This window comes from Devosia sp. UYZn731, from assembly GCF_040546795.1.
Taxonomy (GTDB): domain Bacteria; phylum Pseudomonadota; class Alphaproteobacteria; order Rhizobiales; family Devosiaceae; genus Devosia.
In genome coordinates this window covers 441,676-453,789 of the sequence record NZ_JBEPOL010000005.1, presented here as the reverse complement: position 1 = coordinate 453,789, position 12,114 = coordinate 441,676, and the positions used below count along the sequence as shown (strand labels likewise).

At 64.5% G+C, this 12,114-nt stretch carries 12 protein-coding genes; 3 read left to right on the top strand and 9 right to left on the bottom strand.

Features of this window, described 5'->3' with window-relative positions; all coding sequences use genetic code 11:
* Positions 1-123: 123 nt before the first annotated feature.
* The 3 genes from ABIB57_RS14985 to ABIB57_RS14975 are packed head-to-tail and all read right to left on the bottom strand — an operon-like array spanning position 124 to position 3,129.
* Positions 124-1,017 carry a polysaccharide pyruvyl transferase family protein gene (locus ABIB57_RS14985; protein WP_354041842.1) on the bottom strand — a complete coding sequence of 298 codons (894 nt, stop codon included), beginning with the start codon at positions 1,015-1,017 and terminating at the stop codon, positions 124-126.
* A gap of 26 nt (positions 1,018-1,043) precedes the next feature.
* A complete protein-coding gene (exoK, locus tag ABIB57_RS14980) occupies positions 1,044-1,835 on the bottom strand; it encodes an endo-1,3-1,4-beta-glycanase ExoK (RefSeq protein ID WP_354041841.1) in 792 nt (263 codons plus the stop codon).
* A 19-nt stretch (positions 1,836-1,854) separates the two neighbouring features.
* A complete protein-coding gene (locus tag ABIB57_RS14975) occupies positions 1,855-3,129 on the bottom strand; it encodes a polysaccharide biosynthesis/export family protein (protein WP_354041839.1) in 1,275 nt (424 codons plus the stop codon).
* Positions 3,130-3,827: 698 nt separating this feature from the next.
* On the opposite strand from ABIB57_RS14975, the gene ABIB57_RS14970 reads away from it, so the two are divergent.
* Positions 3,828-5,639, top strand: a complete 1,812-nt coding sequence (locus ABIB57_RS14970; RefSeq protein ID WP_354041838.1) for an ABC-F family ATP-binding cassette domain-containing protein — start codon at positions 3,828-3,830, stop codon at positions 5,637-5,639.
* Between the two features lie 314 nt (positions 5,640-5,953).
* On the opposite strand, the gene ABIB57_RS14965 is transcribed toward ABIB57_RS14970, so the two are convergent.
* Positions 5,954-7,000, bottom strand: a complete 1,047-nt coding sequence (locus tag ABIB57_RS14965) for a LacI family transcriptional regulator (protein WP_354041836.1) — start codon at positions 6,998-7,000, stop codon at positions 5,954-5,956.
* 484 nt (positions 7,001-7,484) lie between these two features.
* Here ABIB57_RS14965 and ABIB57_RS14960 point away from each other — a divergent pair, with 484 nt between their 5' ends.
* Entirely contained in the window at positions 7,485-7,703 is a 219-nt protein-coding gene (locus tag ABIB57_RS14960; RefSeq protein WP_354041835.1) for a hypothetical protein, read from the top strand.
* A 184-nt stretch (positions 7,704-7,887) separates the two neighbouring features.
* Here ABIB57_RS14960 and ABIB57_RS14955 read toward each other — a convergent pair whose 3' ends face one another.
* The 5 genes from ABIB57_RS14955 to ABIB57_RS14935 are packed head-to-tail and all read right to left on the bottom strand — an operon-like array spanning position 7,888 to position 10,665.
* Entirely contained in the window at positions 7,888-8,085 is a 198-nt protein-coding gene (locus tag ABIB57_RS14955; protein ID WP_354041833.1) for a hypothetical protein, read from the bottom strand.
* On the bottom strand, positions 8,072-8,218 hold the full coding sequence (locus ABIB57_RS14950; protein ID WP_354041832.1) for a hypothetical protein: 147 nt from the start codon (positions 8,216-8,218) through the stop codon (positions 8,072-8,074). The genes ABIB57_RS14955 and ABIB57_RS14950 overlap by 14 nt, the downstream gene beginning before the upstream one ends.
* Positions 8,219-8,271: 53 nt before the next feature.
* The gene (phnN, locus tag ABIB57_RS14945; protein ID WP_354041831.1) at positions 8,272-8,835 is read right to left on the bottom strand and encodes a phosphonate metabolism protein/1,5-bisphosphokinase (PRPP-forming) PhnN; all 564 of its coding nucleotides are present in this window, start codon (positions 8,833-8,835) and stop codon (positions 8,272-8,274) included.
* Between the two features lie 4 nt (positions 8,836-8,839).
* Positions 8,840-9,970: an alpha-D-ribose 1-methylphosphonate 5-triphosphate diphosphatase gene (locus tag ABIB57_RS14940; RefSeq protein WP_354041829.1), complete on the bottom strand. Its 1,131-nt coding sequence runs from the start codon at positions 9,968-9,970 to the stop codon at positions 8,840-8,842.
* The gene (locus ABIB57_RS14935; protein ID WP_354041828.1) at positions 9,970-10,665 is read right to left on the bottom strand and encodes a DUF1045 domain-containing protein; all 696 of its coding nucleotides are present in this window, start codon (positions 10,663-10,665) and stop codon (positions 9,970-9,972) included. The genes ABIB57_RS14940 and ABIB57_RS14935 overlap by 1 nt, the downstream gene beginning before the upstream one ends.
* 141 nt (positions 10,666-10,806) lie before the next feature.
* Here ABIB57_RS14935 and ABIB57_RS14930 point away from each other — a divergent pair, with 141 nt between their 5' ends.
* The gene (locus ABIB57_RS14930; RefSeq protein ID WP_354041826.1) at positions 10,807-12,060 is read left to right on the top strand and encodes a glycerate kinase type-2 family protein; all 1,254 of its coding nucleotides are present in this window, start codon (positions 10,807-10,809) and stop codon (positions 12,058-12,060) included.
* The last annotated feature ends 54 nt before the right edge of the window (positions 12,061-12,114 follow it).

Here is a 12,114-nt window from a genome sequence, read left to right as displayed (position 1 = left end):
CTTCGGGGGAGAGGTCGGCGCGCAGCGACGGGTGAGGGGGCCTTCCCCAAACACCGAGTCGAGAAAAGGCCCCCTCACCCGACCCAAGAAGGTCGACCTCTCCCCCAAGGGAGAGGTGAGGCCTCAGCTCACCGAAACACGGCTCTGCACGAAATCGGCCACGGCCGCCTGTGCACGTTCGGTTGCGCGGGCGATCGCGCCGTCGGCGCTGAGTTGCGGTTCCAGCTTGGCCATGGTCTGCAGATGGCGGGCGGCCGAGTGGGTGAGCATGCTGTTGGGAATGCTCGCCAACGGCGACTGGCTGAGCTTGCCAACCTTGCCCTGACCACCGCCGCGCCCGGTGCGGCCAATGTAATATTCGAGCACGCTGGTGGGCTTGAGCAGGTTCATGCGCAGGTCGATATCGAGCGCACCGGCCCAGTCGAGCCATTTCATGTGATGGCCGCCATAGATCGGCTTGGCGCCGATCCAGGGGGTACGCAGCGCATCGGCCACGATGGCGCCATGCATGGCCTCGGTGATCAGCAGCTTGGCACCACGCAGTTGGCTCAGCACCTTGTCGACCGGATCGGTGGCGTCGATCAGCGTGATCCCCGCCAGCCGGCAGGCCTCGCCCCAGTTGCCGCGTTCCAGGCTCTCGTAATGCGGCATGAAGGCGATGCCGACATCCTTGGCGGGCTCCGGCAGGTCCATGGCACGCAGCAGCACGGCGCTATCGCAGATCGCGAGGTCCGGCGAGATCTTGAGCTTGCTTGCGGTCTGCGGGCCGCGCACGAAGCGGATGTCCCAGGTGCCGTCATGCACGTCGGGCAGGCCCATATAGCCGGCATAGCCCGAGCCCATGACGAATTTGCGCGCCTTGGGGTCCATTTGCGTGCCGATGATCGAGCCGATGCCGACGAACAGCTCGCTCTCGTCCTCGTCGAGGAACCCCCTGGGCAGCAAAGCCGGCCACACATGCAGGTTCAGCTCGTCGCCGAAATTGGGCACGGTGCCCCGGAAGAATACCAGCTTCATTTACAAGCCCCCATTTTGGTTCGGATTCACGGTTGCGCGCACAGCACGGATTCGGGAAATGCGCAGGCTTCGCCTTGCGCGGTGAAGGCGACCCAATCGACCTGCATGGCGATCGGCGCGGTTTGCGGGTCCATCTTGCCCATCCAGTCGGTCAGCGTATCTGTGCCCCAAAGGCTGAAGAACACGCGCTGCGGATTGGCGGGGATGGTGGTGGGATCGTCCATGGTGCGTACCAGCTTGCCATCGATGTAATAGAGGATTTTGTCCGGCTCCCAGGTCATGGCGAAGGTGGTGAAGTCGCTGTCGGAGGGATGGGGCAGGGCATGGGTCTGGCCGGAGCCAACCTTGCCGTCGCCGCTCTTGCCGTTGACGAAGGTCGTGGTCTGGACGCTTGAGGTATCCTTGAGCAGGATTTCGAAGTCGATCTCGTCATGCGGCTGTTTCTGTTCGGCGCCGATATAGGTGAAGAAGGCCGCGTTCAGGCCCGAACCCTTGGGCGTCTTGAGGCGGGCCTCATAGGTGCCGTAGCCATAGGCTTGCTTGGTCTGGATTTCGCCGCAGCTATATTGCCGGTCGCCCTTGGGGAGGGGCGCCAGCCCGACATTGAGCATGCCGTCTTGGCTGGTGACCTGGCTGCTCGACCAGGTGCAGTTCTGGTGCGCGCCGTTGGCCCAGCCATCCGAAACATACCAGCGCTTGGTGTCGAGCGTGTTGAAGTCGTCGTGGAAGCTGGCGCCCTGCGCCATGGCGGCCGTGGGTGCCAACACCATCAGCATGGGGACAACGGCCCGCATTCGGTTCTGCATCGTCTTGGTCATGGGAACGCCTCTACGCTGGTCAATTGGTGGGGACGGCTTCCGCCTCGCTGGGAGCGGCTTCTGCCCCGCCCGGAAGAGTGAGCCTGGCGACGACGACGTCGCCGGCCTGCACCTTGGTGCTCATGTCGGCGGCGATGTCCTCGCCATCGCGAACGATCAAATAGCTGTAGATCGGCGGCGCCGAATTGCCCGCAATGGCCGTGCCCGAATAGACCGCGGCTTCCTGCAACAGCGCCTGCTGGTTGCTTATCTTGAGCGCCAGGGCGGCGATCTGGCCATCCACCGTCTGGCGCTCCAGCGACAGGTCCGAAATTCGCGCATCGCCCAGTTCGGCGCGTTCGCGCTCGGCGGTGCCGATATCCTGCTTGGCTTGCAGGCTTGATGTATCGAGATCGAGCAGGCGGCTCTGCAAGTCCGCCACGCTGGTTTGGAGCGCGGTGACGCGCGAGGCCAGAGCCAGCCCGTTATCGGACAATTGGTTGATCTTATCGAGCTGCTCGCGGGCCTGTTCGAGCTGCTGCTCCATTGCGGTGCGCTTCTGCTCGAAGGTGTCGATCTCGCGATTGAGCAAGGCCACCTCTTCGTCGAGCGAGGTGGTCTGCGCAGTCATCTGGCGTTGCCGGGCGAGGAGGATCGACTGTTCCGCCGCCACCAGCGGCTGCGTGCCCTCGACCTGGGCCAGCTCCGGCGGCAGGGTAACGGTCTGTGCCCCGGCCAGTTCGGCGTCGAGCCGCGCCAGCCGCACCTGCAGGCGCATATGCTCGTCCACCAGCAGGTCGAGCGCGCCCGAATTGGTCAGCAATTCCCGCTCTGGCCGGCTGGTGGCGCTGGCCGCACGGCGTTCGCCGCCGGCCAGGGTCAGGGCCTTGATCACCGTCAGGCCGGGGGCAAACGGGTAGGCGCCCGGTGTGCTGACATCGCCGCTGACATAGACCGGCCCATAGGTGGCGATCTCGATGGTCACGTTGGGGGCAACCGTCAGGCCAAGCGCCTGCCGCAACGCGCTGCCCAAGGTCGCGGCCAGTTCGGTGGTGCTCTTGCCGGCGCTCGGGGTCGCGCCCACGAAGGGGAACGACGCCTGGCCGTCGGCGCCGATGACGTATTCGCCGCCCAAAGCCGTCAGGTCCTCGAACGTGGATTGGCCGGCATTCCATTCCACCACCTTGACCGTCAGCTTGTCGGAAACCGACAGCAGATAGGGCTCGGCGGCGGCGGCGCTACCCACCAGGATCAGGCTGACGGCAGCAACACATCCAAACAGTCGTCGCCGCGTTCGCATCGGATCGTCTCGCATGGCGTGTCCTCGCTACTGTACTCACCACAATGGTCGACGTAGATGATGCCCTCAATGGGGCAGTGGCCTATCTCATTTCTCGGTTTCGTGAACGACACGAGAGCCCCTAAGCCCCGGATTTCCTACCGATTTTGAGCCCCGTACGTCGTGCTGCCCGCCCAGCTCAAGGCAGACATGCGCGGCCGAAGCGGCCAAAACCCGGTTTTTAGGCCTCAGGCCATGCCACCGTGTTTCCTCTCACGGGCATAAAATATGAGTGTGACAGTCATGTTAAATCATGATTATTTCGCCCTACAAATCGCGACGGGCTGACCTCCGCTGGTGGCGATTGCGGAATGACGGGGCTTGCTGCTGCCGTCTCCCCGGGCTGGCCAAGGTCCTCAACACCTTGGCCAGCCTTTTTCGTTTGGACATCACGATGGTCGAGAGCCACCGGCCTGCCTCCCTCCCTCCCCCTTGAGGGAGGGATTGAGGGTGGGGTGTCAAGCCCTCAGTGAGGCCGATGTTCGTTGAGGCTTCGACACCCCCACCCTAACCCTTCCCTCAAGGGGGAGGGGATCAGATTGGGGCTCCCGGGCATCCGCACCCGAAAGTCGATTTAGCCCGGTGGCTTGGCTGCTGCATGCCCGGCCATCGCCGCGGCGCATTGATCTGAACCCCCCACTATGCTCTATCCCGGCCAAACCACCGGAAACCTTATGGCCGCTGCACCCCTTCTTTCGCTTCAGAATATTTCGCTGACTTTTGGCGGCACCCGCCTGCTCGAAAGCGCCGAGCTGATCGTCTCGCCCGGGCAGCGCATCGCGCTGGTCGGCCGCAACGGCTCGGGCAAGTCAACGCTGCTCAAGATCGCCTCGGGCGAGGTCGGCCACGATGGCGGCCTGCGCTTCCTCGAGCCCAGCGCCACCGTGCGCTACCTGCCCCAGGAGCCGGACCTGTCGGCGTTCAAGTCGACGCTGGAATATGTCGAAGGCGGCCTCGGGCCGGGCGACGATATTTACCGTGCGCAATACCTGCTCAATTCGCTGGGCCTGACCGGCGAGGAGAATCCCAAGAGCCTTTCCGGTGGCGAGAACCGCCGCGCGGCCTTGGCACGAGTGCTGGCGCCACAGCCAGATATCCTGCTGCTCGACGAGCCCACTAACCATCTCGACCTGCCCGCCATCGAATGGCTACAGTCCGAACTATCCTCGATGCGCTCGGCCATGGTTCTGATCAGCCATGATCGGCGTTTCCTCAGCGATCTCACCCGCGCCACCGTCTGGCTCGACCGCGGCCTCACCCGCCGGCTCGACAAGGGCTTTTCGGCCTTCGAAGCCTGGCGCGACGTGGTGCTGGAAGAGGAAGAACGCGATCGCCACAAGCTCGACCGCCAGATCGTGCGCGAAGAGCATTGGCTGCGCTATGGCGTGACCGCGCGCCGCAAGCGCAATGTTGGCCGCCTCGAACGGCTGGGCGATCTGCGCCAGGACCGCCGCGAACAGCGCCGCGTCACCGGTTCGGTCAATATGCAGGTTTCCGAAGGCCGCACCTCGGGTGCGCTGGTGGTGGAAGCCGAGAACATCCACAAATCCTATGGCAATCGCGTCATTGTGGGCGATTTCTCGACGCGCGTGCTGCGCGGCGACCGGATCGGCATTGTGGGCCCCAACGGCGCCGGCAAGACCACGCTGATCAAGATGCTGACGGGCCTGCTGGCCCCCGATAGCGGCAAGATCAAGCTCGGCTCGGCGCTGGAGCTGGCCATGCTCGACCAGGGCCGCGCCAAGCTGCTGCCCGAAACCCGCCTCAAGGACGCCCTGACCGGCGGCGGCAGCGACACCATCCACATCAATGGCGAACCGCGCCATGTCGTGGGCTATATGAAGGACTTCCTGTTCACCCCCGAACAGGCCAATACCCCAATCGGCAAGCTGTCGGGCGGCGAGCGCGCCCGTGTCGCTTTGGCCCGGGCCTTGTCGCTGCCATCGAACTTCCTGGTGCTGGACGAACCCACCAACGATCTGGATCTGGAAACCCTCGACCTGCTCGAGGAGATGGTCTCGGACTATACCGGCACGGCCATCATCGTCAGCCATGACCGCGATTTTCTCGATCGCGTCGCCACTTCGATCATCATCGCCGAAGGCGAGGGCGTGTGGACTGAATATGCCGGCGGTTATTCCGATATGGTGATCCAGCGCGGCGAAGGCGTGAACGCCCGCGCCGCCATCACCAAGGCGCATCGGGCCGGCAAGACTGCGCTGCCGCAAACCACCTTGGCGACGGCCAAGCGCAAGATGTCCTTCAAGGAAAAGCACGCGCTGGAGACTCTGCCCAAGCAGATCGAAAAGTTCGAGGGTGAGATCAAGGTGCTGAACGCGGCGCTGGCCGATCCCAAGCTTTATGCCAAGAACCCCGATGCGTTTGCCGAGAAGTCCAAGCTGCTGGCGGCCACCGAGGCCAAGCGGGCCAAGGCGGAAGAGGACTGGCTGGAGCTGGAAGTGCTGCGCGAAGAGCTGGAGGGGTAGGGCGCGCCGGGCAGGGAATACGCCTGCCCACTGTCCTTTCCGCTATCCTGCTTACTATCTTTCCCGCTGTCCTGCCCGCTACCCTGCCAATCCATCCTGCTTAACTTCCCGCCCTACTGCTTACTGTCCTTCCCGCGGACTTGATCCGCGGGCCTCTGGCAGCTCGGCGCGAGTGGAGGGAGGCCCACGGGTCAAGCCCGTGGGAAGAGCGGTGGTTGGGGGGATAGCGGTGGGGGGACGAACAGTGGTTGGGGCGGGAGGGTGGAGAGTGGTGGGGTGACAGAACGAAGCGTGGTGGCTGCGCCGACCTCTCCTCAGTCCTTCCACTCGAATTTCGGCTCGTCAAGGTAACTCAGCGCTTCCGTCTCTGCGCCATTGATCTGCTGCAGCAGCAACCTGCCCAAATGCCGGCCTGCGCTGACGAAGTCCTCGGGCACCGTATCGGCGCCGGGCTGGAACTGGTCGAACAGTGGCGAGGCTTGCTTGGCCACCACGAACGCCGTCTTGCCCACCACCATGCCGGTATCGGTCAGCCCGCCGATCACCGCTAGCGCCGAAATCTCCGAGGCGCAGATGTAGCCATCGGGCGCACCAGGCCGCTTGGCGCGCTTGACCACATAGTTGCGGATCGCGTCGGTGGGGCTGTTGATATTGACGTCGGCGGCAAATTCATAGGCGATGCCCATATCCGCCGCCCCCCGGATGATGCCGTTTTTGAGATGCTCGGTATAGCTCAACGCGCTATCCGGCAGCACGATCGAGACTTTCTTGCAGCCCTTTTGCGCCAGCCTCTTGGTGGCGCCATACGCATAGGCCTCATTGTCGAAATCGACCCAGGCATGCTTGTCCGGCCAGGAACTTTGCCCATGGCTGACAAAGGGAAAATCGCTGTCGATCAGGAAGCGGATGCGCTCGTCGAAGGGCTCGACCTTGGAGAAGATCACCCCATCGGCCATCCGGTTGCGCACGATGTGGCGGATTGGCTCCATCGGCTGCGCATTGCGGAATTGCGGCATGATGACGAGGTGATAGGCGGTGTCGCGCATCGCCTCGGTCAGGCCAGTGACGATGGACGAGCCGAAGCCGTAAATCTGTTCGTCCGGCTCCAGCACCAGCGAAATCACATTGGTGCGGCCGGTCTTGAGGCGGAGCGCCGCGCGGTCCGGCAGGTAGCCGATTTCGGCGGCGATCTTCTGCACCCGGTCGCGGGTGTCCTGCGCCAGCTCGGGGGCATTGTTGAGGGCGCGTGAAATGGTGGTGACCGCCAGGCCCGTCATGGTCGCGATCGTCTTGAGCGTGGGCTTGCCGGATGGCTTGACGCCGCGCTTGCGCGCTATCGGCGTAACGTCGTCTTCAGACACTGGACTTCCCCCTGTGCCGGCGGTGATCGGCCGGCTGACAGCCAGCCGACATCATCAGATTGTCATGCCAAGGACAAGCAAGACCTAGACGCATCGTCTGGCCCAATTCTAAGCCCCGACTAAAGTCGAGCAGGCTTTTTCATAATTGTATCGCCGATGAGCGGTCAGGGGGCTGGAAAATTGGCGCGCCTCGTCCTATCTTTGCGTCGTGCCGAACAGTGCTCGGCCGCGTGTTCAACACCCAGGAGAGGAAGCAAGATGACCCCATCGACGACCTTCACCATCCATTCCGGGTGTTCGAACGTACGCATTACCCACCTGCAAAGCCCCAAACGCTGGCAACGGATCTGTACCTCGAAACGAATGTGACCACGGTCACGCATTTGTCTCACAGACCCGATAAGACCCCAGCGTCGCCAGAACCGCGCCACGAATTTCGATTCAAGCAAGGTTCCCGCCGGACGCGCAAGTGGAGCATCCACCCATGCATGAATCAACACTCGACCGGGCATCCGCCCTACGCCCCATAGTCATCGAAGTCGCGGGCGAGCCGCAGGGCATCGTCGTGCCCCATGAAGGCGGCTATCGCTTCGTGGCCGTGCGCCTGCCGGCTTTTGCCATTGACGGACATCAGTTCGAGACCGTCGAGAAGGCACACTTTGCCGTCAAGGCCGCCGTGAACAAGAGTTCCGACGCAGCTTAGGTTTCACTGATCGGCGCGATCACGCTCGTCCACAACACCTCCCGCTGGCCGCTCTCAAACGGCACAAGCGGGCAGTGACCCGCGGATCAAGTCCGCGGGAAGACCGTGGGTATGGTTGCATTGAAGCCTAGTTGCTCACAAGAAGGAGTGGCCGCCCGTACGGTCGAGCGGAGCACCCGATCCCTTAGTCGTCATTGGTGGCGTTCAGCTCGTCTGGGTGCCGGCCTTCGCTGACCGGCACATGGGCCGCGATGGCGCTCTCGACGGCCTCGGCGAGCGCCGCGATATCGACGCCGTCCACGCCTTGCCGTTGCAACTCTGCGCTGATTGCCGTCGCGATGCTTTCGCGGCGGCTCGCCACGCCCGCGTCAGCCATTACCATCGATCGAGATCCCATTATTGTCCACGCGCACTTCGACGCCTGCGCGGTTCTGCTGCTGGTAGGTGTAGATGCCAAAGCCGACGACGGCGATGAGCAACACCGCGATCACAAGGTAAAGTCCATTCCGGTTCATGAGAACTCCTGACGCTGCTGGATCATGATCCAACGCGCCAGAGCCCAACCGGTTCATTCCCCCGCAATCCGGCGCAGGGCCAGGACGAACGCCGTCACGCCCAGGCTGACCGAGGCGGAATTGTCGATGACGATGGGCGAGATGCCCGCCGGCACCGGGGCGCTCTCGCGCGCCAGCCGCGCGGTGACCTGCTGGCGGTTCTCGCGGCCGCGCTGCGTCAGCCGTTCGGCTCGCAGCGAAATTTCGGCGGTGATCAGGATCACCGAGCAATTGGGATATTTGGCGCAGGCGCCGGCCACCATATGCCGCGACACATTGGCGACCACGACCTTGCCCAGCGCGATATCGGTCTCGACGCTCAGCGGCAGCGCATAGCGCAATCCGTGCGCCTCCCAGCTCAGCGCGAAGCGGTCGGCCGCCTCCATGGCGATGAAGGTTTGCAGATCAAGGCTATCGTGGTCTTCGACCGCCGCATGAGCCGGCCGCGTCACGATGCGCCGAACAAACACATACTGTTTGTCGGCATCCAGCGCCTGTTTGGCCCCGGCGATCAGCGTGTCCTTGCCGACCCCCGAAGGGCCGACCACCAGCACCAGCGCCCCCAGCGGCCTTGCCATTGTTTTAGCTCACCCTCTTGCCCTGCCGCCACACCGCCCGCACCACCGGCGCACCACGGATGATCTGCACCCGCACGAGATCGGCGCGCTTGCCCACAGCGATTTCGCCGCGATCATCCAGTCCCGCCGCGCGCGCCGGATTGCCCGTCACCATGGCGAGCGCCTGGGCCAGGCTAAAACCCTCGATCCGCTCGGGCAGCAGGAACGCCGCCTGCAGCAGGGCGAACGGCACGTAGTCGGAACTCAGAATATCCATCATGCCCGCCCGCACCAGATCGGTGGCGGAGATATTGCCCGAATGTGACTTGCCGCGCACCACGTTCGGCGCGCCCATCAGGATTGCAAGCCCCGCATCATGGGCCGCCGCCGCCGCTTCCAGCGTGGTGGGGAATTCGGCGATGGCGACGCCATCCTCCACGCCCTCTTCGACGTGGGCCAGCGTCGCATCATCATGGCTGGCCAGTGCCAGGCCAAGCTCCCTTGCCCGCCGCGCGATCGCCTTGCGATGGGGCGTCGAATAGCGCGCCTGCTCGGCCAGCCGGTCGGCAATGGCTTTTTCGGCATCCGCCTCGGAGTGACCCATCTGCTTTTTGTAAAACAGCTTGTAGGTTTCCAGCGATTGGAATTGGCGCTGGCCGGGCGTGTGATCCATCACCGATGCCAGCCTGACCACATCGAACCCCGCAAAGGCCTCGAAATGCTCCAGCACGTCATGGCTGGGCAATTCGCAGCGCAGATGGATGAAATGCTCGATCCGCAGGCGGTCGTCTTCGCGCGCGGTGCGGATCGCCTGGACCAACTTTTCGGCATGCGGCTTCATATCGGGGACATCGATGTCCGAGCCGATGCGCACCGCGTCGAACACCGTGGTGATGCCCGAGCCGGCAATCTGCACGTCATGGGCATGCAGCGCCGCCATCGGGTCCCAGAACACGCCGGGCCGGGGCCGATAGTGATTCTCCAGATGATCGGTATGCAGTTCGACGAGCCCCGCGATGAGATAATCGCCCTCAAGGTCCTCGCCGACCGATGCCGCGCCCTCGTCGACGCCGGTGATCAAACCGGCGTCGGTATCGACCGAGCCCTCGATGATCCGGTCGGCCAGCACGATCCGTGCATTGCGAAACGTTGCCATCAGCGCACCGCACCCAGCGGGAATTCGGCGGTGCGGATGAACGGGCGACCGCGCTCGGGCTCCTCGAACAGCGTCAGCCGGTCGAGCAGCATCGGCTGGTCCAGCAGTGGGCCGAACCAGGTGGTGGCCGCCGCGAACAGCTCGTCGCGGTCGGCCGCGTCCAGCCGGTCGGTCAGTGTCATGTGCAGCTGGAATTCTTCGAATACGTAGGGATAGCCATAGCCATCCAGCAGCTCCTCCTGCCGTGGCGTCAGGCCCCGGGCGACCCGCGCCGCCCGATCCTTGATGCTCATCGGCGCCCGGAACGGCTCGAAGGTTTCCACCACATGGGCGGCGAAATCCTGCAGCGCCTCGCTCTGCTGGGCCGGCACCAGCGCGATGAACCCGTCGATCAGCGCCAGCGTCATCCGGCCCATATCGACCGGCTCGTGCTGGGCCGAAAAGGCCTGCAAGGCGGCGTGCAAGTCCTCGGGCTGGGCGCCACCCACCAGCGCCATGGGCGCCTTGATGGTGGCGTGAAAGCCGTAGCGATTGGCCGATTGGGTCAGATTGAGCAGGCGGTCGCGGTTGATTCCCGCCACCGGCCCGTCGAACGGATCGCCCGTCGCCGCGTCCCGGCCCAGCCAGGTTGAAGCCTTCTCCCACAGGGAGCCCGTCACCCCGGGGGCATGATAAATCGCATAACGTTCGGCCATTGCTACTCCAGGCGGGCTCGATTACCCGGCTAACATGTCGGTCCCGTGTCAGTTCATCCAAGCTTGGCTGGACAGCCTTGCGGCTTGCCCCCTATCGTCTGGCTACCCTTGCCCCGACCGAATCGCAAGCCGGAGACCGCAATGGATCGCTCCTTGCTCGACGCATTGTTCGCTCGCGCTGTCGCCAAAGCCCAGCCCGCCCTTGCCGTTCGCCTCAATCTGCCGCCCAAGCCGCGTGGCCGCACTGTCGTGGTTGGCGCCGGCAAGGCCTCGGCGCAAATGGCCCAGGCCTTCGAGGCGGCCTGGGACGGCCCGCTATCGGGCCTGGTGGTCACCCGCTACGGCTACGGGGCACCGTGCCAGCAAATCGAAATCGTCGAGGCCGCCCATCCGGTGCCCGACGAGGCCGGTTACCTGGCCGCGCGCCGAATCATGGAAACCGTCTCCGGCCTCAGCCATGACGATCTTGTCGTGGCCCTGATTTCGGGCGGCGGCTCGGCGCTGCTGCCGGCGCCGGCGCTCGGCCTGACGCTGGAAGACGAGCAGGCCATCAACCGGCAATTGCTGGCCTCGGGCGCGCCGATCGGCGTCATGAACCTGATCCGAAATCAGTTCTCCACCATCAAGGGCGGACGGCTGGCGGCCCATGCGAGCCCGGCTCGCGTCGCCACGCTGGTGGTGTCCGACGTGCCCGGCGACGATCCCGCCGTGGTTGCCTCCGGCCCCACCATTGCGCTGACCGGCACGCGCGAACTGGCGCGAAAATATGCCACGCTCTATCGGCTGGCCTTGCCACCCGCCGCCGCGGCCTTGCTGGAAGGCGACGACAATCCTGCGCCGCTGGCCGACACCGCGGGCTTTGCCGCCAACACGGTGCGCACCATCGCGTCGGCCGCCCTGTCATTGGAATCCGCCGCCGATCTGGCGCGCAGCCAGGGCATCGAGGCCGCCATCCTGTCCGATAGCATCGAGGGCGAGTCACGGGACGTGGCGCAGGTCCACGCCGCCATCGCGCGCGAAATTTCCGTGCGCAACCGCCCATTCAAAAAGCCCATCGTGCTGCTGTCGGGCGGCGAAACCACCGTCACGCTGCGCGGCAAGGGCCGTGGCGGGCGCAATGCCGAATTCCTGCTCGCTTTCGCCATCGCCATCGACGGCACCGAGGGCATCACGGCCCTGGCAGCCGATACCGACGGCATCGATGGTTCGGAGGACAATGCCGGCGCCTATGCGGACGGCACCACCGCCACCCGCCTGCGCAAGGCGGGTATCGACCCCCTGGGGGCGCTGGCCAATAACGACGCTTATTCGGCTTTCGCCGCCATTGGCGAGCTGCTGGTCACCGGCCCGACGGGGACCAATGTGAATGATTTCAGGGCGATCCTCATTCGCTAGCGCGCCCGCCGCGAGCTAGTCATACCCCCACAATGGGGAGGGAACTCGCCCGCT